21 protein-coding genes are annotated in these 21,580 nt (G+C 71.2%); 16 read left to right on the forward strand and 5 right to left on the reverse strand.

Annotation, left to right across the window (positions count from 1 at the left end; translation table 11 throughout):
* The first annotated feature begins 417 nt into the window (after positions 1–417).
* A complete protein-coding gene (locus tag B207_RS0124580; RefSeq protein ID WP_018639337.1) occupies positions 418–1,635 on the forward strand; it encodes a PucR family transcriptional regulator in 1,218 nt (405 codons plus the stop codon).
* A gap of 25 nt (positions 1,636–1,660) precedes the next feature.
* Here the strand turns inward: B207_RS0124580 and B207_RS0124585 are convergent, their stop codons facing one another.
* Complete coding sequence (locus tag B207_RS0124585; protein WP_018639338.1) at positions 1,661–2,275, reverse strand: TetR/AcrR family transcriptional regulator; 615 nt, start codon at positions 2,273–2,275, stop codon at positions 1,661–1,663.
* Between the two features lie 207 nt (positions 2,276–2,482).
* Here B207_RS0124585 and B207_RS0124590 point away from each other — a divergent pair, with 207 nt between their 5' ends.
* The 5 genes from B207_RS0124590 to B207_RS0124610 all read left to right on the forward strand — a co-directional run bounded on the left by B207_RS0124590 (position 2,483) and on the right by B207_RS0124610 (position 7,926).
* Positions 2,483–3,322, forward strand: coding sequence for a sugar phosphate isomerase/epimerase family protein (locus tag B207_RS0124590; RefSeq protein ID WP_018639339.1), 840 nt, complete (start codon positions 2,483–2,485; stop codon positions 3,320–3,322).
* A 12-nt stretch (positions 3,323–3,334) separates the two neighbouring features.
* Complete coding sequence (locus B207_RS0124595; RefSeq protein WP_018639340.1) at positions 3,335–4,132, forward strand: enoyl-CoA hydratase/isomerase family protein; 798 nt, start codon at positions 3,335–3,337, stop codon at positions 4,130–4,132.
* Between the two features lie 90 nt (positions 4,133–4,222).
* On the forward strand, positions 4,223–5,275 hold the full coding sequence (locus B207_RS0124600) for a 2,3-butanediol dehydrogenase (protein ID WP_018639341.1): 1,053 nt from the start codon (positions 4,223–4,225) through the stop codon (positions 5,273–5,275).
* Positions 5,276–5,289: 14 nt separating this feature from the next.
* A complete protein-coding gene (locus B207_RS0124605; RefSeq protein ID WP_018639342.1) occupies positions 5,290–6,105 on the forward strand; it encodes an SDR family NAD(P)-dependent oxidoreductase in 816 nt (271 codons plus the stop codon).
* Between the two features lie 321 nt (positions 6,106–6,426).
* Positions 6,427–7,926 (forward strand): alpha/beta hydrolase domain-containing protein, encoded by a 1,500-nt coding sequence (locus B207_RS0124610; RefSeq protein ID WP_018639343.1) that lies wholly within the window; start codon positions 6,427–6,429, stop codon positions 7,924–7,926.
* A gap of 80 nt (positions 7,927–8,006) precedes the next feature.
* On the opposite strand, the gene B207_RS0124615 is transcribed toward B207_RS0124610, so the two are convergent.
* The gene (locus B207_RS0124615; RefSeq protein WP_035742151.1) at positions 8,007–9,065 is read right to left on the reverse strand and encodes a hypothetical protein; all 1,059 of its coding nucleotides are present in this window, start codon (positions 9,063–9,065) and stop codon (positions 8,007–8,009) included.
* A gap of 491 nt (positions 9,066–9,556) precedes the next feature.
* Here B207_RS0124615 and B207_RS0124620 point away from each other — a divergent pair, with 491 nt between their 5' ends.
* Positions 9,557–10,312 carry an NPP1 family protein gene (locus B207_RS0124620; protein WP_018639345.1) on the forward strand — a complete coding sequence of 252 codons (756 nt, stop codon included), beginning with the start codon at positions 9,557–9,559 and terminating at the stop codon, positions 10,310–10,312.
* Positions 10,313–10,434: 122 nt separating this feature from the next.
* On the opposite strand, the gene B207_RS35370 is transcribed toward B207_RS0124620, so the two are convergent.
* From B207_RS35370 to B207_RS0124635, 3 genes are all read right to left on the reverse strand, one after another.
* Entirely contained in the window at positions 10,435–10,734 is a 300-nt protein-coding gene (locus B207_RS35370) for a hypothetical protein (RefSeq protein WP_154675601.1), read from the reverse strand.
* 64 nt (positions 10,735–10,798) lie between these two features.
* The gene (locus B207_RS0124630) at positions 10,799–11,446 is read right to left on the reverse strand and encodes a CoA transferase subunit B (protein ID WP_018639347.1); all 648 of its coding nucleotides are present in this window, start codon (positions 11,444–11,446) and stop codon (positions 10,799–10,801) included.
* Between the two features lie 2 nt (positions 11,447–11,448).
* Complete coding sequence (locus B207_RS0124635) at positions 11,449–12,192, reverse strand: CoA transferase subunit A (RefSeq protein WP_018639348.1); 744 nt, start codon at positions 12,190–12,192, stop codon at positions 11,449–11,451.
* Positions 12,193–13,245: 1,053 nt separating this feature from the next.
* On the opposite strand from B207_RS0124635, the gene B207_RS0124640 reads away from it, so the two are divergent.
* The 9 genes from B207_RS0124640 to B207_RS0124685 form a co-directional block, all read left to right on the forward strand.
* On the forward strand, positions 13,246–14,385 hold the full coding sequence (locus B207_RS0124640) for an acyl-CoA dehydrogenase family protein (protein WP_018639349.1): 1,140 nt from the start codon (positions 13,246–13,248) through the stop codon (positions 14,383–14,385).
* Positions 14,386–14,400: 15 nt separating this feature from the next.
* Positions 14,401–15,822, forward strand: coding sequence for an aldehyde dehydrogenase family protein (locus B207_RS0124645; RefSeq protein WP_018639350.1), 1,422 nt, complete (start codon positions 14,401–14,403; stop codon positions 15,820–15,822).
* A 49-nt stretch (positions 15,823–15,871) separates the two neighbouring features.
* Positions 15,872–16,255 carry a carboxymuconolactone decarboxylase family protein gene (locus tag B207_RS0124650; RefSeq protein WP_018639351.1) on the forward strand — a complete coding sequence of 128 codons (384 nt, stop codon included), beginning with the start codon at positions 15,872–15,874 and terminating at the stop codon, positions 16,253–16,255.
* A gap of 11 nt (positions 16,256–16,266) precedes the next feature.
* Positions 16,267–17,127, forward strand: coding sequence for an NAD(P)-dependent oxidoreductase (locus B207_RS0124655; protein WP_026311413.1), 861 nt, complete (start codon positions 16,267–16,269; stop codon positions 17,125–17,127).
* 701 nt (positions 17,128–17,828) lie between these two features.
* Positions 17,829–19,100, forward strand: a complete 1,272-nt coding sequence (locus B207_RS0124665) for an aromatic ring-hydroxylating oxygenase subunit alpha (RefSeq protein ID WP_018639354.1) — start codon at positions 17,829–17,831, stop codon at positions 19,098–19,100.
* Positions 19,084–19,407 carry a hypothetical protein gene (locus B207_RS0124670; RefSeq protein ID WP_018639355.1) on the forward strand — a complete coding sequence of 108 codons (324 nt, stop codon included), beginning with the start codon at positions 19,084–19,086 and terminating at the stop codon, positions 19,405–19,407. Before B207_RS0124665 ends, B207_RS0124670 begins: the two co-directional genes overlap by 17 nt.
* Positions 19,408–19,409: 2 nt before the next feature.
* Positions 19,410–20,618 carry a metal-dependent hydrolase family protein gene (locus B207_RS0124675; protein ID WP_018639356.1) on the forward strand — a complete coding sequence of 403 codons (1,209 nt, stop codon included), beginning with the start codon at positions 19,410–19,412 and terminating at the stop codon, positions 20,616–20,618.
* On the forward strand, positions 20,608–21,018 hold the full coding sequence (locus B207_RS0124680) for a nuclear transport factor 2 family protein (protein ID WP_018639357.1): 411 nt from the start codon (positions 20,608–20,610) through the stop codon (positions 21,016–21,018). The genes B207_RS0124675 and B207_RS0124680 overlap by 11 nt, the downstream gene beginning before the upstream one ends.
* A partial coding sequence (locus B207_RS0124685; RefSeq protein WP_018639358.1) for an acyl-CoA dehydrogenase family protein occupies positions 21,015–21,580 on the forward strand: 566 nt, incomplete at its 3' end. The genes B207_RS0124680 and B207_RS0124685, both read left to right, overlap by 4 nt.

Consider the following 21,580-nt stretch of genomic DNA (forward strand, 5'->3'; position numbering starts at 1 on the left):
CTACTACATCACCCAGTGCCACACCTGGTCGCGCCACAGCATCTTCTGCGCACCTTGACTACCCTCTCCAACCCGTGTTAGGCGTATGCCAAACACAAAACGAAGACAGCCACATCGGGCGATCGAACTCCCACGATCTCCCGTGGCACCAGACCGCACACATACCCGAGAGAGGCCCACGGCGAGCGACATGAATGAAGTAGCCCCGTTATCCGCGATGCTCGTCGCGACGCCACAGCACGGCGTCGGGCGGTGGGCGGACGGAGGCAGCATGATTTACGACGGTCCGACATTGTTCCCATACAGTTCGCCGCCCGAGCGCCCCGAAGACACTCCGACGAGAACGAAGGACCTCGGCCGGGGTGCCGTCGTCGAAGCGGGCGCGCATGCGCCGGTCTCCTGAGCAGGGTGGCGGCAGTGGCGGCGGGCTCGGACCGGTCGGAGCAGGATGCCGAGGAGGCCCGCAACACCGCGGCGATCGAGGAGCTGCGTCGGGCCGTCCGCGCCCTTTCACAAACAGCCGCTGACGCCTTCGGCTCGGTGCCGTGGTTTCCCAGCCTGCCGGCTCAGACCCGGTCCTGGGCCCGCCTGGTCGTCGGGCGCGAGTTGATGATGATGGCGGCGGACATCGCGACACCGCAGCCCCCACGACTACGGAGCATCTTCTCCGGAGCTCCGCTGGAGGTCACGGGGCAGATCTCTCTCGACCAGATCCTGGAACTCATCCGTCTGACCGTCGATGTCGTTCTGAACGGCCTCGACGACGTGATGGACGATACCTCCGCGTCGCTGGTACGCGGAGCTCTGGAACGTTATGGCCGCGAGGTCGCCTTCGCCGCGGCGGCCGTCTACGCGAAAGTGGCCGAGAACCGCGGCCGGGCGGGCGCCCAACGGCAGATGCTTCTCCTGGACGCTCTGGTCGACGGCGGGGAGGAACAGATCGCGGAGCGGGCCTCCGGCCTGTTCCCGCTCGGTGTTCCAGTCCAGGTGATCGGCCTGCTCCCGAGGCCCGACGCCGGCGTGCACGTTTTGCACGAGGTGACCCGGACCGCGGAACGGCACCGTGTCACGGTGTGCGCCGCCCAGCGCGGGCGGTACGTCCTGGCCATCCTTCCCGACGCCGCCGCGGGCGCCCTCGCCGACCTGGCCTCGCCGAGCAGGTGGAACACCGAGGTGGCCGGCTCCAGCGGTCCGCTCATCACCCACCACACGATTGTCACCAGTGGCATGGTCGGCTCCCTGAGCGCTGCCGGCCCGGCCACCGCGGCGGTGCTGTCCTCGTTACGGGCCGTTCCCGCCTGGCAGGGTTCTCCCGGCCTCCTTCACGTCGACGACCTGCTCCCCGAACGCACGTTGTGCGGCGACCAGCAGGCCGCGGACCAGTTGGTCGCCGAATGCCACGGTCCACTCGCCTCCGCCGGACGAGGACTGGTGGAGACGGTGGATGCTCTGCTCGCCCATGACGGTTCGCCCGACGCCGCCGCGCGCAGCATCCCGGTACATGTGAACACCCTGCGTTACCGCCTGGATCGGGTGATCGCCCTGACCGGGAAGGATCCCCGCCGCGGCCGCGATGCCTTCGCCCTGCGGATGGCCTTCACCCTGGCACGGACCGGGGGGCACGCCTTCCAGTGAGCTGGCCGGACACGCATGCTGCCGGTCAGAAGGCGCCAGGGCGGACGGCGCGCATGACGTCGTCGAGGATCCGGTCCAGGGAATGCTCGCCGTCGCACGCCTTCCAGGCACGGTTCGCCGCCTCCAGGCAGGCCAGCGCGGCCCCGATCATCGCCGCGGGGCGCGCGTCGACGCCGTTGCCCGCCGGGGCGGCGGCGAGGCGGGGCGCGACGTGCGGCAGGAGCTGCTCGTGCCACCGGCACTGCTTCTCCAGGTTGCGTGCCCGCAGGTCGGGGTTGCTGTCGAGCATGCGACGGATGGCGAGCGCGTCCTGCGGGTCACGCGCGTGGTGCGCCAGGAACACGTCGAAGGCACGGCGCAGCGCGGTCCAGGCGTCCTCGCCGGCGGGCCGCTGCGCGAGGGCCTCGGCGAGTTCCTCACCGAGGCTGTCCAGATGCCCGAGCACGACATCTTCCTTCGAGGTGAAGTAGCGGAAGAAGCTCCGCCGGGACATCCCCGCGGCCGCCACGATCTCGTCGATGGTGGTCGTGTCGTAGCCCCTGCGGGTGAACAGGTCCATGGCCACGGCCAGCAGTTCGGCTCGCACGGCCCGGCGGGTGCGCTCGCGAAGCGGGAGCCCTGCCTCCACGTCGCCCGCCATGGCCGCGAGTCTACGCGCTGTTATCGCCCCTTGATATCGCATGTGGCACTCAGTGCCGAACCAGGCGTAACGTGCCGATACGTACGGCCGACGAGGCCGGCCGGCCCGCGGTCACCGCCGCACGCCTCCGCGCGGTCGGCGAGGCGGCTTGTCGAACGGCGGCAGCATGCCGGAGCCTCGCCCCGACCAGCAGGAGAGGAACGCGGCATGAGCCACGCACAGCAGGAAAGGGACTGGGTCCTGTGGTCGGGGACGCTCGGGTTGGACAGCCCGCTCGAGCGACGGATCAACGCCGCCGCCGCGAACGGGTTCCAGCGGCTCTCGATAAGCCCGCTCGACGTGGCGCTGGCCCAGGAGGCGGGCACCAGCCCGCGGGAGCTGGGCCGCAGGCTGCGCGACGCCGGCCTGGGCGTGGTGCTGGACGGATTCATGAACTGGTACGAGGGGGAACCGGTGCCCGCCCGGTCCGTGGCGTTCACGACCGACGAGGTGCTGGGCATGTGCGAGGCGCTGCCGGCCGAGGCGCTGACGGTGTTCTCCCGTCCCACCTGCGATCTGCCGTTCGACGACGTCGCCGCGGCGTTCGGCCGGCTGTGTGATCGCGCGGCCGGGGCCGGTACCCGCGTGCAGCTCGAGTTCCTGGCGATGATGGCGATCCATGACCTGCCGGGCGCGGCGGCCGTCGTGCTGGCCGCCGACCGGGCGAACGGCGGCCTGGTCCTCGACACCTGGCACTTCTTCCGCGGCAATCCCGACTACGAGACGCTCGAGACGGTTCCGGGCGAGCGGATCTTCGCGGTGCAGGTCTCCGACGGCGGATCCGACCTGCGCGGAGACATCGCGCAGGACACCTTCCACCGCCTGCTGCCCGGGGACGGCTGTTTCGACCTCGCCCGGCTGGTCCGCGCACTCGACCGGATCGGCGCGCTGAACTCCGTCGGGCCGGAGGTCATCTCGCCGGCGATGACGGCGATGGCCCCGACCGAGGCGGCCCGGCTGGCCAGAAGCCGGGTGCAGGCCCTGCTATCTCCTATCTCCGCACAGTGAGGGGAACACGGAATGACAGATGATCTGGGCGCGGCCGGCCTTCGTTTCGAGCGTGACGGCGCCATCGGCTGGTGCGTCATCGACCGGCCCGGTGCGCGCAACGCGCTGACACCGGCTATGTACTTCGGTATCCGGCGGGCGGTGAAGCTGGTCAACGCCGATCCCGACCTCGCCGCGCTGATCATCACCGGCACCGGCGACGTGTTCGCACCGGGCGGTGATCTGGGCAGCCGCTCCGAACCCGGCGACGCCCCGCTGCCCGACCTCACCGGAGCGGACGTGCTGCCGTTCCTGACCGTCCGGGACAGCCCGGCACCGGTGATCGCCGCGGTCAACGGCATCTGCCAGGCCGGCGGGCTGCTCATCGCGATGATGGCGGACATCGCGGTCGCCAGCGACCAGGCCACCTTCCGCGTCCCCGAACTGCTGCGGGGTATCCCCGACGCCACCTACGCGGCGGTCCTGCCCGCCCACGTCGGGCTCGCCGTCGCCCGCGACCTGCTGCTGTCGGCCCGTAGGTTCGACGCCGCGGAGGCCCTGCGGCTCGGCGTCATCAGCCGGGTCGTGCCGCACGAGGAGCTGCGTGCCGCCGCGGTCCAGGCAGCCGGGGAGATCCTGCAGACGGCGCCCGAGGCCCGGCTGCACGTCAAGCGCATGCTCCACGAGGCGTACGGGCCCATCGACTACCAGACCATGTTCTGGTCACTGCAGAACTCGCCCGAACCGCGGGAGGGCATGCGCGCCTTCATGGAGAAGCGGGCACCCGGCTGGGTCCCCGACCAGTTCGCCGGCGACGGCACCCGCCGCTGACGCACGGTCGTTCTGGCACGGCAGCCGGTTCCCCCGCCGGCAGGCGAGGCGTGCCCGGATTCCGACGTTGATTCCCTCGAAGGAGGCACTGTGCTTGCGGCACGGCTGCACGGCCATCAGGACATCCGGATCGACGAGATTCCCGAGCCGGAACCGGCGGCCGGCCAGGTGAAGGTAGCCGTCGCCCACAACGGACTGTGCGGCACGGACCTGTCCGAGTTCTTCGCCGGCCCCCGGGCCTGCACGACCGTGCCGCACCCGCTCACCGGCGCCGCGCTGCCCCAGGTGATGGGCCACGAGTTCGCCGGGGTCGTGGCGGCCGTGGGGCCGGAGGTCGACGGCGTCGCGGTCGGTGACCGGGTCTGCGTCGAGCCGCTCTACTCGTGCGGGGAGTGCGACCGCTGTCAGGCCGACCTGCCGCAGCTGTGCCGCCTGGTCATCACCCACGGCATCGCCTCGTCCGGTGGTGGGCTGGCCCAGTACACGGTCGTGCCCCGCGCGATGGTGCACCGCCTGCCGGCGTCGATGTCACTCGCCGAGGGCGCGCTGGTGGAGCCGATGTCGGTCGCGTTCAGCGGGGTGCTGCGGTCCGGTGCCGGGCCCGGTCAGACGGCGCTGCTTTTCGGCGGTGGACCGATAGGGATCGGGGTCATGTTCGGCCTGCGGGCCGTCGGCGTCGACGACATCCTGCTCGTCGAGCCGGCTCCGGCCCGCCGCCAGATCATCGAGGCGCTCGGCGTCGCCGAGGTGCTCGACCCGAATGCCTGTGACGTCGCCGACGAGGTGCGCCGCCGGACGGGCGGCAGGGGTGTCGACGTCGTGCTGGACTGCGCCGGGGCACCCGCCGTCTTCGCGCTCGTCCCGGCCGTGCTGCGCGCGCGGGGGCGGTTCGTGGGGATCGCGGTGACGGACCAGCCGGTGTCCTTCGCGCCCTGGGTGCTGGCGCGCGGGGAGATCGAGCTCACCGGCTCGCTGGGCTACGGACCCGGCGTGTTTCCGCGGGTCATCGACCTGATCGCACAGGGCGCCTATCCGAGCGCGGGGTGGGTCGAGCATGTCGACCTCCACGAGCTGCGTGACGCGCTCGACGACCTGCGCGTGGGGCGCCGCGCGAAGGTCCTCGTCGACCTCCCGACCAGCTGACAGGAGAGAACCTCGTGAAGACAGGACTGGCTGGCCGCACCGTGGTGGTGACCGGTGGCACCGCCAACATCGGTCGGGCGATCGCCCTGGCGTTCGCGGCCGAGGGTGCGGGTGTCGTGATCGTCGGTCGTGACGACGTGCAGGGCCGGCGGGTATGCGAGCAGCTCGCGGCGGAGGGCGCCAGTGGCACCCTCTGGCACGCCGCAGACGTCACCGACCGCGCCGCGGTCGGTGACATGGTCGCCGCGGTACACGCACGCTTCGGCGGGGTCGACGTGCTCGTCAACAATGTCGGCGGCAACGTCGACATGGACGCGTTCGTGGACACCGATCCCAGCACGTGGGAGCAGGACATCGCGCTGAACATCAGGAGCACGCTGAACTGCACCCACGCGGTGCTTCCCGGAATGATCTCGCAGGGCAGCGGCCGGGTCGTCAATATCGGGTCGACATCCGGAATCGTGGGCGATCCTCTGTTGGCGGTCTACTCGGCGATGAAGGGCGCGGTGCACGCGTTCACCAAGGTCCTGGCCAAGGAAGTCGGCGGGCAGGGCATCACCGTCAACGCGATCGCGCCCTACGGCACACTCCCCGAGGACCCCGACAGGGACGTCAGCACGGGTAGCCGGTGGCATCCGAGCGGCGTCTTCGCGCGGCTCGCCGCGACCCGGGCCGAACAGATGCACTCGATCGGCCGCCGAACGCTGCTCCAGCGCCAGACCGCCTACCCCGCCGAGATAGGCGCCGCCGCCGTGTACCTCGCCTCCGACGCAGCCGCCTTCATCACCGGTCAGGTGCTGTCCGTCGACGGCGGAACCCAGATCGCCTGAGATCACCGGTGCGGCGCCGGTCTGGGCGAGGCGCTCCATGTTCGGGCCGGGGACTTCGTAGGCCGCGGCCGATGACGGCGGGTTCGCAGGCCGGCATAGTCAGCGCCGCTGACGTTACTGGCGGGTCACTTGTCCGCCCGGGCCGCCGGCTTCGGCACCTGCGCGTGACGCGGTCGCGGCCAGGTGCGAGACGCCACACGGTCCGGGTGGGGCCTGCCTCGGATGAAAGCGGTTGCCGTCATGAAACTTCACGGATCTGTCCGGGGCGCCTTACCCGGAGACGTCGGTTCGTCTCAGGACGCCGGTGCCCGACCTCGGCGGATGCCCCGCTGGTTCCGGCGGACGACGACTGCCGTCGCCGCCGCCGCGGTGCTGTCGCTGACGGCCTGCCTGCCGCCTGGTGGCGGCGGTGGCCCCGGGCCCACGCCCACGCCCACGCCGACGCCGGTGCCCGGGCCGGCCGCGGACCTGTCGCAGGAGCTGACAGGCGGGAACGGTCCGTTCATCGGCACCGCGATCCCCGTGGACCTGCAGCAGGCGGGCTACGTCCAGCACGAGTACGTCGCGGCCGGTACGGCGACGTCGTACAAGCCGGTCGGCGCCCTCAGCGGGGACGGCAGGTGGAACTTCCAGACCGACGGGACCGCGCCCTACCGCACCCGGGTCCTGGTACGCCAGCCGGCGGACGCGGCGCGGTTCAGCGGCAACGTCGTCGTCGAGTGGCTCAACGTCAGCGGTGGCGTCGACGCCGACCCCGAGTGGGCGACCCTGCACGAGGAGATCATCCGATCCGGTGACATCTGGGTCGGCGTGTCGACCCAGCGGCTCGGCATCCTCGGTGGGCAGGTCCTCGTCCAGGTGCCCGCGCCGGGCGCGGAGAACGCCGGCAAGGGCCTGAAGGCAATCGATCCGGCCCGCTACGGGTCCCTCGACCACCCTGGTGACGGCTTTTCGTACGACATCTTCACCCAGGTGGCACGCAGCCTCCGTGCCGGAGCCGGGATCGGCGGGTTGCAGCCGGAACACGTGATCGCCTCCGGCCAGTCACAGTCGGCGTTCGCGATGGTGACCTACTACAACGGCGTCCAGCCGCTGACCGGCATCTTCGACGGCTTCTACGTGCTCAGCCGGGGCGCGGCCGGTCTGCCGCTCGTCGGCCCCGGGCAGAACGCGGACCTGACCGGTGCGATCCTCGGCGGCACCACGACCACCTTCCGCACCGACGTGGTCGCGCCGGTGATGGACGTGCAGGCCGAATCCGACCTGACCAGCATTCTCGGTTCGGCCAAGGCCCGGCAGCCCGACAGCGACCGTTTCCGGCTGTGGGAGGTCGCCGGCACCGCGCACGCCGACGCGCACCTGCTCGGCTCGTCCGGCGCCGCCATCGACTGCGGCGCGCCGATCAACGACGGTCCGCTGCACGTGGTCGCCAAGGCCGCGCTGCGCGGGCTCACCAGCTGGCTCGACACCGACACGCCGCCCAGCGGCGCGGCCCGCATCGACGTGGCGGACGGGCTGTTCCCGTCAGTCCGCCGCAACGCCGACGCCATCGCCCTCGGGGGGCTCCGCACACCGCCTGTCGACGTTCCCGCCGTCGCGCTGTCCGGTGAACCGGGGCCGACGCTCTCCCCGATCTGCCTCCTGATCGGTTCGAGCAGGCCGCTGCCCGCCGCTCGGCTCGCCGCGCTCTACCCGTCACGGGCGGACTACGTGCAGCGCTACAACACCAGCACAGACGCGGCGATCGCGGCGGGCTTCGTCCTCGCCGAGGACCGCGCCGCGCTCACCGGCTACGCCAGACCGCAGCTCATCGCCGACTGACCGAAGAGCGCCGCTGCCGCTGCCGGCGCAGGTACCCGCCGCGGTGCCTGCGCCGGCTCGCGCCCGTCAGCCGGTCTTCGTCAGCCGGTCTTCGTCGGGTTCACGGCTGACACGCTGCCGGGGTGGCAGACCCTGAAGGGTGCGCCGCTTCCGCCGGACTGCACGACGCGCCCTGACCAGAGCGGGGCGCAGGTGCCGGTGGTCAGCCCCCGCAGCGTCGTTCCGTCATCGACGCCGTTGCGGAAACACCAGTCGTAGTAGACGTAGGCCTCGTGGACCGACCCGCCCGCCGTCAGACGGAGCACGATCGCGGTGTCCCCCCACCTGTCGTGCGCGCAGGTGTCCGGCGTGTCCGGTCCCCCGCCCGCCGGCGCGGTCCTGAGCGCCGCCAGCAGCGCGGTCGCTCCGGTCCCGCCGAGCTCGCGGGAGGCCAGCAGCCCGGGGCTGCCCACCGGGCTGTCCAGGCCGTAGTGGCAGACCGCGATGGTGTCCACGACGTCGAGCCGGGCCAGGTCGAACGGTGCGGGCGGGCGGGCGAACCCACCGGCCTGGATCGGCGAGCTGGCAGCGCAGCCATGGTGGTCGACCTCGGCCCGGCGGGCCGAGGCGATGATCCGCCCGGCCTCCTCGATGTGCGCGTCGTCGGTCAGGACGAACACCTTCGCCGAGCCGACCGTGCGGACGAGCCTGGTCCAGCCGTTCGCGCTGACCTGCCCGTCCGGCACCTCCTCGATCCCGCCGGCGACGGGTGTGGCGGCGAACCGGACGTGCGGCGACCAGTGCTCGCGCGGCACGCCACCGCCATGCAGGTCCGGCTCCTGCCCGCCGCCGGGGCAGGCGATCGTCCTCACGGCCTGGTGGGGGCCTCGGCTGTCGACATAGGGCCTGTCGGGGAACGCCGCCGGCCGGCCCTCGACCGCGGCGCACCAGTCGCCGCCCGGTGCCGGCGCGGGTTCCCAGGATGCCGGGACCTCCACCACCACGTCCCGGAACGACTCCGACCGCCACCCCGACTCGGATGCCTCGGATGCCGCGCGTTCGCCGGGTGCCGCGGCTTCGGGCCCGCGCCCGCCCGGCGCAGCGCCGCCCGCCTGCCCGCAGGCCAGCGCCACACTGCCGATGGCCAGGGCCCACATCATCCCCCGCAGACCATGCTGTCTGCCACGGCGGGCGACATCGACCAGCCGGGCCACAGCAGGCCGACACGATATGCGGACCGGATGAGTTCCCATGGCGGTATCGACGCACAGTCGTGAGCGCCGGTTCCAGCGACCTCCAGAAACTTCGGGAGGATCGGCCGCGCCAACCGCTGGCACGTACGCGGCGAGCCGCCCGGGGCTAGGACCAGGCTGCCCGCCCGACCATCCACCAGAAATCTGCCGTTGGCGCCGCGTTCCGATAACTGTTGATGAGCATTCAGCAGACGGACGGGCCGACGCCAGGGGCTGAGCCCAGGAACAGCAGAAACGTTTTTCGACAACAACGTGACCTGGGGTTTCACAGTATTCTTCCCCTCTTCATCACGCCGCAATCTTTTCCGGCACGCCGGGCGCATGGCGACCGAAGAATACAAAGTGGCAGACCGATCCGACCGCCTGACACCTGCCGCGGTCGACCAGGAGGAAAGGCAGTGCCGAAGAAGAGGAACCGGCTGAGGGTGTCGTTCGTCCTCGGCTGTACCGCAGTGCTGGTCGGCTTCTTCGCCGGCGTCGCGCTGGCGGCTCCCCCGGCCGCGTTGCCCGCCAACGCGGACTCCTTCGAGCAGACGTTCCAGCCAGCCTACGACTACGACACCGACGGTTGCTACTCGACCCCCGCGATCGGTCCCACCGGAACCCTCAACGGCGGTCTCAACCCGTCCGGTGCTCTCAACGGCAACTGCCACGACACGAGCGACCTCGACAACACCAACGGCTACTCCCGCTACAAGTGCAACAACGGCTGGTGCGCGATCCTCTACGGCCTCTACTTCGAGAAGGACCAGGCCACGATCGGCGGGCACCGACACGACTGGGAACATGTCGTCGTCTGGGTGCAGAACAACCAGGCGCAGTACGTCTCCACCTCGACGCACGGGAACTTCAACATCTACCCGAGCAACCAGATCCGCTGGGACGGCACCCACCCCAAAATCGTTTATCACAAGGACGGCGTGAGCACCCACTGCTTCCGGCCGGCGAACTCCGGTGACGAGCCGCCGGAGAACGCCTACCACACCTGGCGGTACCCGCCCCTGGTCGGCTGGGGCGGCTATCCGAGCGGAATCCGGGACATTCTCGCCGCGGCCAACTGGGGCAGCGCCGTCTTCGGCCTGAAGGACGGCAACTTCAACAACCACCTGGCAGCGGCCAAGCCGGCCGGCATCCCCTTCGACCCCAACGCCTGACCGATTCCCGCGCCGGGTCACCCCACCGCACGTTCGCCGCGGGTGACCTGGCGCGTTTCCCAGGCCTCCGCCGCCCCACGGAACGTCTCACCCCGCCGGGCGGGAGGCAGACACTGCGCCGGCTACTCGCTCCGCGGCGGGCGCTGTGGCCGAGGTCGCACCCGCCCCTGTGCAGGGTTGGCGAACTCGAACCTGCCGACGACCGTCCGTCCGTCCTCGGCGTACACAGGCACCGAGATCGTCTCGCCGGCCGCGGCGAGGTCGGCGAGACGGCGGTTCCAGGCGGCTGCTTCCTCGAGAGTGCTGACGGTGCCGCCGGTCGCCGCCTCGCACTCAGCGCGGTTGAGGTAGCCGGTCCGCCCGTTCGTCGCCCGAGCGAGGTAGAGATCCGGCTCGTCGCCCGCCTCGTCCACGTCACTCAACGATCCGTAGGTCTGTCCGGCCGCGTTGGTCGGCCACCGGCGGCCCATGGCGCGCGGGCTCGGGCTACGCCGACACGAGGTCGACGGCGAGCTCGCTGCCGGTGGCGGCGCGGACGTCGTCCACCGTCACACCGGGCGCCGTCTCCCGCAGGACGAGACCGGAGCCGGCCACGACGTCGATGACCGCCAGGTCGGTGATGATCCGGTGCGCGCAGGCCCGGCCGGTCAGCGGCAGGGTGCACTCGTCCAGAATCTTGTGGCTGCCGTCGCGGGCGACGTGCTCCATCATCACGATCACGTGCCGGGCGCCGTGGACGAGGTCCATCGCCCCGCCCATGCCCTTGACCATCTTGCCGGGGATCATCCAGTTGGCGAGGTCGCCGGCGCGGGAGACCTGCATGGCGCCGAGCACCGCGACGTCGACATGACCGCCGCGGATCATCGCGAACGACGAGGCCGAGTCGAAGAACGAGGCCCCGGGCAGGACGGTGACCGTCTCCTTGCCGGCGTTGATCAGATCCGGATCGACGGCGCTCTCGGCCGGGTACGGCCCGACGCCGAGGATGCCGTTCTCGCTGTGCAGCACCACGGTCACATCGGCGGGCAGGTAGTTGGGAACCAGCGTCGGCAGACCGATGCCGAGGTTGACGTACTGACCGCTCTCCAGCTCGCGGGCGACGCGGGCGGCAAGTTCGGTACGAGTCAGGGCCATGGTCAGCTCACCGTCCGCTTCTCGATCCGCTTCTCCGTGTCGGGGGCGTGCACGACCCGCTGGACGAAGATTCCGGGGGTGTGCACCTGGGCCGGGTCGAGCTCGCCGGGCTCGACCAGCTCCTCGACCTCGGCGATGGTCACCCGGCCGGCGGTCGCGCACAGCGGGTTGAAGTTCGCGGCGCTGGCCCGGTAGACCAGGTTGCCGTGCCGGTCGCCCTTCCAGGCGTGCACGAACGCGAAGTCGCAGACGATGCCACGCTCGAGAACGTAGGTGGCGCCGTCGAACTCCCGGGTCTCCTTCGGCGGCGAGGCGAGGGCGACCCCGCCGTGGCCGTCGTACAGCCAGGGCAGGCCGCCCTCGGCGACCTGGGTGCCGACACCGGCCGGGGTGTAGAACGCCGGGATGCCGGCACCGCCGGCCCGCAGCCGCTCGGCCAGGGTGCCCTGCGGGACGAGCTCGACCTCCAGCTCGCCGGAGAGGAACTGGCGCTCGAACTCCTTGTTCTCACCGACGTAGGAGCCGGTCGTGCGGCGGATCCGGCCCGCGCGCAGCAGCATGCCGAGGCCCCAGTCGTCGACCCCGCAGTTGTTGCTGACCGTCTCCAGGTCCTTCGGACCGGCCTCGAGGAGAGCACGGATGAGAGCACTCGGGATGCCACAGAGCCCGAAGCCGCCCACGGCCAGCGACGCCCCGTCGGGGACGTCCGCCACGGCGAGCGCCGGGCTCGGAATCACCTTGTCCAACCTGTCCACCCCTCCATCGCGCTACTTCGCCGGTCCTCGTCCGCCCGCGGCAGGCTGTGGTGCCTGCGCAGGGTCCGTCCGCGGCCGGCGGGCAACAACCTTCGATCAGCGTGGCCGGTTCCGCCGGTCGAACCGGTTCGACCGGCGGAACCGGCCCGACCGGTGCGCTGGGAGCCACGCTGGGATCATGGCGCCGGGCCACGGCGCGGGGGGCCATGCGGCGCGGGCCCACGGGAGGAAGCCACGGAGGACTGCACGCCGGCCCCTTTCACGCGACGGTTCACGTTAGCAGAGACTCACATCGGTGCAGGCCCATCTCACCTGATCGGGCTCCGGCTGCCCGGCGCCCGGCAGCCGGGCCTCCGCTGGACTGCGTCCAGGTTGCGGCGGTACGTTTGGCAATGTTCCGCCGGCTGATGAGAACGCGATTTCCGCGGGCCGCCGACCTGCGGCTCCCGACGTGAACCGTCCACGGCGGACCCCTCCGAGGCGACCTGGAGGCATCCGACTGATGCTGTCGAAGGCGAGATCCGCTCCGGAGGTCCCGCGGGCGGCCGCCAGCGGATTCCAGGCAGGCTTCCCGACGGGCCGTGCACCCGGGCACGGAAACGATCCGTCCGCGCGCGTCGGGCTCTCCCCGCGAGAACCGTCCTCTCCGCAGGAGCGCTCCCCCGCACGCCCGGCTCTCGCCACGGGCGGGCCCGCTCGGCTGAGCCACTCGTCCCCCTGACCACCGGAGCCGGGCGAAGCCGGGCGGCGCCGGGCACCACCAGCTCACCCCGGCGAGCTCGCCCCGGCCCCCAGCCCGATGACCTGCCCGCCACGGCCCGCTGGCAGGCTCCGCCCAGCGGCACGCCCCGCTCCGACCCGTCCCGAGGCCGCGCTCACGGCTCACGGCTCACGGCTCACGGCTCACGGCCGGAGCGACGGACCACGCCGGCAGGGGGCCGGTGGGCGCCACCGGGCAGCACCGCGGGATCGCTCGGCCGCACACCCACGCAAAGACACAGATCCGGCGGAGACTTCCGCCTTGACCAGGAGAGAGGCGACCGGATGCGACGCACGGTCTACGGTCCCGAACACGAAGCCTTCCGGGCGGCGGTCCGCACCTTTCTCGAGAAGGAGATCGGGGCTCACTACCGGGAGTGGGAGGAGGCCGGGCTCCCCCCGCGCGACTTCTACAACAAGGCCGGTGACCTCGGGATCCTCGGTCTCGGCATCCCCGAGGAGTACGGCGGCGGTGGCGCCGACTTCCTGTTCAACGCCGTCGTCACCGAGGAGGCCGCGCGGGCCGGCTACGCGCTGGGCCCGCTGCGCATCCACGCCGACATCTCCGTTCCGTACTTCGTCGACCACGGCAACGACGAGCAGAAGGCGCAGTGGCTGCCGGGCCTGGCCAGCGGCGAGCTGGTCGCCGCGCTGGCGCTGACGGAGCCGGGCGCGGGCTCGGACCTGGCCGGCCTGTCGACGACGGCGCGCCGCGACGGCGACCACTACGTGGTCAACGGCTCGAAGACGTTCATCACCGGCGGGCTGAACGCCGACCTGTTCCTCACCGCGGTGAAGACGGACCCGACCCAGCGGCACGCCGGGCTGTCCCTGCTGGTCATCCCCGGTGACCTGGCGGGTGTGAGCCGCGGCGCCCCGCTGCACAAGATCGGGCTGCACATCCAGGAAGCGGTCGAGATCTTCTTCGACGACGTCCGTGTCCCGGCCGAGTACCTGCTCGGCGAGGAGGGCCAGGGCTTCACCTACCTGACCTCCCACCTGGTGCAGGAGCGGCTGTCGATCGCGATCAACGCCCAGGGGGCGGCGGCGTCGATCGTCGAGCAGACAGTGGAGTACGTCAACAGCCGCAAGGTGTTCGGCAAGACGCTCAACACCTTCCAGAACACCAAGTTCGTGCTGGCCGGGTGCGCCACCGAGGTCGAGGCCGGGCAGGCGCTGCTGGACCAGGTGCTGCTCGCCCACGTGGCCGGCGAGGCGACGCCGGCGGACGCGGCGAAGGTCAAGCTGTTCTGCACGGAGATGCAGGGCCGGGTGATCGACGCCTGTCTGCAGCTGTTCGGCGGCTACGGCTACATCAACGAGTACCCGGTGGCGCGGGCCTGGGCGGACGCGCGGGTCGGGCGCATCTACGGCGGCTCCAGCGAGGTCATGAAGACGATCATCGCGAAGTCCCTCGGACTGTGACGGCCGGAGTCTGACATGCCCGACCGCCACGATCACTGGATCGACGGCCACGCGGTGGCGCCGGCCGGCGGGGCGTACCTGCCGACGCTCGACCCGTCCACACGCGAGGCCGGCGACGAGATCGCCGCCGGTTCGGCGCCGGACGTCGAGCGTGCCCTGACCGCCGCCGCGGCGGCGCAGCCGGCGTGGGCCCGCGGTTCCGGCGCGCGGCGCAGCGAGATCCTGCTGCGCGTCGCGGACGTGATGGACGCCCACACGTCCGAGCTGATGGAGCTGGAACGGGCCGCCACCGGGAAGGTTCCCGGCCAGCTGCGGGTCGAGGTCGAGATGTCGTCGGCCTACTTCCGTTACTACGCGGGGGTTCTGCGGGCGCAGCACGGTCGCACGATCGACCTCGGCGGGGACAGCCACACCTACACCCGGCTGGAGCCGTACGGGATCATCGCGGTGATCACCCCGTGGAACCTTCCGCTGAACCAGGCCTGCCGGGCGCTGGCCCCGGCGCTGGCGGCCGGGAACGCGGTCGTCGCCAAGCCGTCGGAGCTGACGTCCGTCTCCACGGTGTACCTGGCACGGCTCGCGACCGAGGCCGGGCTGCCGGACGGGCTGCTCAACGTGGTGACCGGCACCGGGCCGGAGGTGGGCACGCCGCTGGTGTCCGACGCCCGGGTCGGGCGGATCACCTTCACCGGTTCGGTCGCCACCGGGCGGCACCTGGCGCGGATCGCCGCCGACCGGCTGGTGCCGACCACCCTGGAGCTCGGGGGCAAGTCCCCGATCCTGGTGTTCGCCGACGCGGATCTCGAGCGGGCCGCCGCGGCGGCGGTCTCGTCGGTGGCGACGAACGCCGGGCAGGTCTGCTCGGCGACGACCCGGCTGCTCGTCGAGGCCCGGGCGCACGACGAGCTGGTGGAGCGGGTCGTCGCCGCCGTCGAGAAGCTCACCCCGGGGGTCGACTTCGGCCCGATCATCACCGAGGCCCAGTACCGCAGGGTGCTGGACTTCTTCGCGGCGACGCGGGCGACCGGCGTGGAGCCGGTGACCGGCGGCGGGCCCTACGAGGACGGCCCCGGCGCGCGCGGGTTCTACATCCGCCCCACCGTCTACGCCGGGGTGGCGCCGCACCTGCCGGTCGCCCGTGAGGAGATCTTCGGCCCGGTCCTCGTCACGATGCCGTTCGACGGCGAGGACGAGGCGCTCGCGCTCGCCAACGACTCCGAGTACGGCCTGGTCGGCAGTGTGTGGAGCGGGGACGTCGCCCGCGGCCTGCGGCTCGCCGAGGGCATCGACGCCGGCCAGGTGGCGGTGAACGGTGGTCCGATGACCATCGAGACGCCGTTCGGTGGTTACAAGGCCAGCGGCTACGGGCGGGAGAAGGGCATCGAGGCGCTGCACGAGTACGCCCGGGTGAAGACCGTCAGCCTGTCCCTCCGCTGACGCCCCCGGGGACCGTTATCCGACACGCATGGAGAGGACCTACCGCAACATGGAACAGAGCGAGCAGCTCCAAGCCGCCTACGCACTGCGCCGGGCCATGCTGGGCGACGCCTACGTGGACAGCGCGACCGGCGACACCGACGAGGTCAGCCAGCAGTTCCAGGACCACATCACCACGCAGGCATGGGGCGTCTGGACGCGGGAGGGCGTGCTGTCCACCCGCGACCGCAGCCTGCTGGTCATGGCGATGACGGCCGCGCTGGGCCGGATGGAGGAGTTCCGGCTGCACGCGAGCTGCTCACCGCGCACCGGGGTGAGCGACGCGGAGATCGACGAGCTGCTGTTCCAGGTGGCGGCCTACTGTGGCGCGCCGGCAGCGATCTCCGCGCGGCGCGCGGTCCGGGCCGTGCGGGCGGAACGCGACGGGGCGTGACGATGACGGACGTGACCTCACCGAGTGTCGGGTTCATCGGGCTGGGGAACATGGGCGGGGCGCTCGCGGCGAACGTGGCCGCCACCGGCGTCGAGCTGGTCGTGCACGACGCCGCCGGGCCGGGCCGGGCACCGGCGGGCACGGTCTTCGCCGACGACGTGGCCGCGGTCGCGCGGGCCGCCGACGTCGTGGTGCTGAGCCTGCCCGACGGCACCGTGTCGGAGGCGGTCGCCGGGCAGCTCGCCGCGGCCGACCAGCGGCGGGTCACCCAGGTCGTCGACACCTCGACGATCGGGGTGACCGCCGCCGGGCGCATCACCGAGCTCCTCGCCGCCCGCGGGATCGGCTACGTCGACGCTCCGGTCTCCGGCGGCGTGGCCGGGGCCCGCGCCCGGACTCTGACAGTGATGTACGCGGGCACGGACGAGGCGTGCGCGCGGGTGGAGCCGGTCCTCGCGGCGCTGTCGGACCGCCGCCGCCGGGTCGGTGACCGGCCGGGGCTGGCCCAGGCGCTGAAGCTGGCGAACAACTTCCTCGCCGCGGTCGCGCTCGCGGCCACCAGTGAGGCTGTCGCGTTCGGTACCGAGGCCGGCCTGGACATGGCGACCATGCTGGACGTCCTGAACACGGCGAGCGGGCAGAACAACGCGACCGCAGAGAAGTTCCCCCGTCAGGTCGTCACCGGCGCCTACGCCGCCGGTTTCGCGAACTCGCTGATGGCGAAGGATCTGCGGCTCTACCTCGGCGAGGTGCGGGAGCGGGGTGGGCCGACGTCGCTCGGCACCGTCACCTCCTCGCTGTGGGAGGCGTTCGCGGCCGCGGAGCCCGGCGTCGACTTCACCAGGATCTATCCGTTCGTGCGGGGTTCCTGAGTTCTCCGGCGCGCCTGCGCCCTCCGGTACGCCCTGCGGGGCGCCTCCTGACACGCCCTGCGGGGCGCGGCCGGTAGGCGCCCCGTTCCCGTGTCGGAGCCTCGGTGGCGCCGCGGCGGAGCCGAGGTGAAGCCGCGACGGGGTTGTGGTGGCGCTCTGGCGGAGCCGTGCTGGAACGCGGCGACCCAGGCTCCGGAGAGCGCCTCCGCAGGTTCTCGAGAGCGGTCGGACAGGTTCCGGAGAGCGCCTCGGCACCTTCACGGGACAAGGTATGACATCCTCCTCTCCACGGCAGGGAGCATCCCTCTCCTGCCTGGAGAACTGGCGACCCCTGGGGAGGTGTCGCGGCGCCGGGGCGCCGCCGGTGGAAGTCCTCATCCGGGGCTGCGGCCACGGCCGGGGGTCGGAAACGGCTCGTCTCGGCCCGTCGCCTCCGCCCCGTCGACGGCGTCGGACGTTGACGCGGACACCCCTCTCATGGAAACCTTATTATCGACCGCGAGAACGTAGTTCTCACCGGAGCGAGGGGAGGCTGGACGGCTGTGTGTGTTCCGTTCCGCTCACCGTCGCCACCGGTCGACCCGAGGACCACGTCGACGGCCGCCAGGGGATGGATCCGCCGCACACCGTCGGTGCCTGTCGCCTGCTCGCCACGGCCCGCACCAGTACCGGCATAGAGCTCGAACACGAGAGGTAGACCTGTGCCCCACTTCACCAAGCCCCCGGCGGGGAGCTGGACCGAGAACTATCCCGAGCTCGGTACAGCGCCCGTCGACTACACCGACTCGATCGACCCCGAGTACTACGAGAAGGAGCGCCAGGCGATCTTCCGGCGCACCTGGCTCAACGTCGGCCGGGTCAACCGTCTCCCCCGCACCGGCAGCTACTTCACCAAGGAACTGCCCTCCGCCGGGACGTCTCTGATCATCGTCAAGGGTGGCGACGGCAAGATCCGCGCCTTCCACAACGTCTGCCGCCACCGCGGCAACAAGCTCGTGTGGGAGGACTTCCCCGGCGAGGAGACCGAGGGCACCTGCCGGCAGTTCATCTGCAAGTACCACGCCTGGCGGTACGACCTCACCGGCAAGCTCACCTTCGTCCAGCAGGAGGAGGAGTTCTTCGACCTGGAGAAGGAGCAGTACGGCCTCAAGGAGGTCGCCTGTGACGTCTGGGAAGGCTTCATCTTCGTCAACCTGGACCCGCAGGAGACCCTCACCGAGTACCTCGGTGACATGGTCAAGGGCCTGGAGGGCTACCCCTTCTCGGAGATGACCGAGGTCTACTCCTACAAGGCCGAGATCGGCGCCAACTGGAAGCTGTTCATCGACGCCTTCGCGGAGTTCTACCACGCTCCCGTCCTGCACCAGAAGCAGGCCGTCAAGGGCGAGGCCGAGAAGCTGATCGGCTACGGGTTCGAGGCGCTGCACTACGAGCTCTTCAGCCCGCACTCGATGGTCTCCTCCTGGGGCGGCATGGCCCCGCCGAAGGACCCGTCGATGGTCAAGCCGATCGAGCGTGTCCTGCGCAGCGGCCTGTTCGGCCCGTGGGACACCCCCGACGTCGACGGCCTCGAGGTCAAGGACCTGCCTGCCGGCATCAACCCGACCAAGCACCGGTCGTGGGGCACCGACTCGTTCGAGATCTTCCCGAACTTCACGCTGCTGTTCTGGAAGCCGGGCTGGTACCTGACCTACCACTACTGGCCGACCGCGGTGAACAAGCACACGTTCGAGGCGAGCCTGTACTTCGTGCCGCCGAAGAACGCCCGCGAGCGCCTCGCGCAGGAACTGGCCGCGGTCACCTTCAAGGAGTACGCGTTGCAGGACGCGAACACCCTGGAGGCCACCCAGACCATGGTCGCCACCCGGACGGTCACCGACTTCCCGCTGTGCGACCAGGAGATCCTGCTCCGGCACCTGCACAAGACCGTCGCCGACCGAGTCAAGGAGTTCAGCGATGCCGCTGCCGTCTGAGTTCGCCGACCTGGAGCCGTACCAGGCCTGGGCCCTGGCCACCGAGCCCGAGCGCTACGCGCTGCGGCTGGCCTCCAGCATGGATGACATGCAGGCCTTCTACGACGCGGCCTTCGCCCGGCTCGAGGACGCGATCACCTACCTCGACAAGTTCCCGCTCGACGACCTGCCCGAGGACGCCCGCACCCTCATGCACCTGATGCAGTCCCTGGTCATGGTGTCCTTCCCGGTCGAGGTCTGGAAGCAGCCGAGGGTTCCCGACAGCGGCGCCGCGTACCTGGATGTGATCGTCGAGCCCGTGGTCTGACGGTGCTCACGCTCAGGGCTGCCGGGCTTGTCGACGTCGACCTCGGCGAGGTCGTCAGGCCCGGCATCGTCAGGGTCGACGGCGAGCGGATCGTCGGGGTCGGCGGCCCCGTCGAGGGCGAGGTCGTCGACCTCGGCGATCTGGTCCTCCTGCCCGGCCTGATGGACATGGAGGTCAACCTCCTGGTCGGCGGCCGTGGGGAGCACCCCCTGGTCTCGCAGGTGCGTGACGACCCGCCGCTGCGGATGATGCGCGCCGTGGAGAACGCCCGCAGGACCCTGCGGGCGGGCTTCACGACCGTCCGCAACCTCGGTCTGCTGGTGAAGACCGGGGGCTACCTGCTCGACGTCGCGCTGAGCAGGGCCATCGACGCGGGCTGGGTGGACGGCCCACGGGTGGTTCCGGCCGGGCACTCGATCACCCCGACCGGCGGCCACCAGGACCCGACGATGTTCGGGGCGTACGCACCGCACGTCCTCGACCTGACGGTCGAGGAGGGCATCGCCAACGGGGTCGACGAGGTCCGCAGGTCGGCCCGCTACCAGATCAAGCACGGCGCGCAGCTGCTCAAGGTGTGCGTGTCGGGCGGGGTCCTGTCGCACACCGGCCTGCCCGGTGCGCAGCACTACTCGACCGAGGAGCTGCGGGTCGTCGTCGACGAGGCGCACCGACGGAGCCTGCGGGTCGCCGCGCACGCGCACGGCGCCGAGGCGGTGCGCTCCGCCGTGCTGGCCGGCGTCGACTGCATCGAGCACGGTTTCCTCGTCGACGACGAGGCGATCGCGCTGATGGTGAAACACGGGACGTTCCTGGTGGCGACCCAGGCCCTCACCGAGGCCATGGACATCTCCCGCGCCACGCCCGCGCTGCGGGAGAAGGCGGCCCTGATCTTCCCCCGGGCCCGCGCCTCCGTCCGGGACGCCATCGACGCCGGGGTGAAGATCGCCGTCGGCACCGACGCCCCGGGCATCCCGCACGGCAGGAACGCGCTCGAACTGGTAACACTGGTCGAACGCGGCATGACGCCGATCGGCGCCATCCGGGCAGCAACCACCACCTCGGCCGAGCTGCTCGATGTCACCGACCGGGGCCGGCTGGCCGGAGGCCTGCTGGCGGACATCATCGCCGTGCCCGGTGATCCGCTGCAGGACATCTCAGTGCTGCAGAACGTGAAGTTCGTGATGAAGGGTGGCAGGACCTTTGTCCACTGACGATGTCATCGAGATCCAGCAACTGCTGGCCAAGTACGCGGTGACCATCACCAAGGGCGATGTCGAGGGGCTGTTGTCGGTCTTCACCCCCGACGGCACCTACAGCGCCTTCGGCGACATCTTCACCCTCGACCTGTTCCCCAAGATGGTCGCGGCCGCCCCCAAGGGCCTGTTCCTGACCGGAACGGCGCTCCTCGAGATCGACGGGGACGACGCGTCCGGTACCCAGCCGCTCTGTTTCATCGAGCACTCCAAGCACGACATGCGGATCGGCTACTACTCGGACACCTACCAGCGCACGGCGGACGGCTGGCGTCTGCGCACGCGGAAGATGACGTTCATCCGCCGCAGCGGAGCCCACGACTCGGGCCGTCCGCACGCGTACGAACCGACTCCGTGAACATCGAGGAATTCCGGTCGGGCGTCCAGGAATGGCTCGCGCAGCATGACCTGACCCCGGGGCCCGACCACTCCCTCGACAGCCAGGTGGCGCAGCTCGCCCGGGTCCGCCGGGAGCTGTACGACGCCGGGTGGATGCGGTACGGCTGGCCCGCCGAGGTCGGGGGGCTCGGCGGCCCGGCGGTGCTGCGCGCGGTGCTCGGCGAGGAGGTCGCCACCCGCGACCTGGCCGAGCCGGGCATCTACTCGATGATCGAGGTCCTGGCACCGACCATGATCTCGTACGCGCCGCCGGAGCTCGCCGCCGAGATGGTGCCGCTGCTGCTCTCCGGCGCCGAGCAGTGGTGCCAGGGGTTCTCCGAGCCCGGCTCGGGCAGCGACCTGGCGTCGCTCGCCACCCGGGCCGAGCCGCGCGGTGACGACTGGGTGGTCAACGGGCAGAAGGTGTGGACGAGCCTGGCCCAGTACTCCCAGCGCTGCGTGCTGCTCACCCGCACCGCGCCGGGCCACGGCGGCATCACGGCGTTCTTCGTCGACATGGACACCCCGGGCATCACCGTCCG

It is taken from the genome of Parafrankia elaeagni, assembly GCF_000374165.1.
In the GTDB taxonomy this organism is placed as follows: Bacteria; Actinomycetota; Actinomycetes; order Frankiales; family Frankiaceae; genus Parafrankia; species Parafrankia elaeagni.

What these genes read in the sequence shown, in the direction of transcription:
- B207_RS0124585 (WP_018639338.1), bottom strand. Translation starts at nt 2,275, where the DNA reads ATGGCGGGCGACGTGGAGGCAGGGCTCCCGCTTCGCGAGCGCACCCGC.
- B207_RS0124590 (WP_018639339.1), top strand. Translation starts at nt 2,483, where the DNA reads ATGAGCCACGCACAGCAGGAAAGGGACTGGGTCCTGTGGTCGGGGACG.
- B207_RS0124595 (WP_018639340.1), top strand. Translation starts at nt 3,335, where the DNA reads ATGACAGATGATCTGGGCGCGGCCGGCCTTCGTTTCGAGCGTGACGGC.
- B207_RS0124610 (WP_018639343.1), top strand. Translation starts at nt 6,427, where the DNA reads ATGCCCCGCTGGTTCCGGCGGACGACGACTGCCGTCGCCGCCGCCGCG.
- B207_RS0124615 (WP_035742151.1), bottom strand. Translation starts at nt 9,065, where the DNA reads ATGATGTGGGCCCTGGCCATCGGCAGTGTGGCGCTGGCCTGCGGGCAG.
- B207_RS0124630 (WP_018639347.1), bottom strand. Translation starts at nt 11,446, where the DNA reads ATGGCCCTGACTCGTACCGAACTTGCCGCCCGCGTCGCCCGCGAGCTG.
- B207_RS0124640 (WP_018639349.1), top strand. Translation starts at nt 13,246, where the DNA reads ATGCGACGCACGGTCTACGGTCCCGAACACGAAGCCTTCCGGGCGGCG.
- B207_RS0124645 (WP_018639350.1), top strand. Translation starts at nt 14,401, where the DNA reads ATGCCCGACCGCCACGATCACTGGATCGACGGCCACGCGGTGGCGCCG.
- B207_RS0124650 (WP_018639351.1), top strand. Translation starts at nt 15,872, where the DNA reads ATGGAACAGAGCGAGCAGCTCCAAGCCGCCTACGCACTGCGCCGGGCC.
- B207_RS0124670 (WP_018639355.1), top strand. Translation starts at nt 19,084, where the DNA reads ATGCCGCTGCCGTCTGAGTTCGCCGACCTGGAGCCGTACCAGGCCTGG.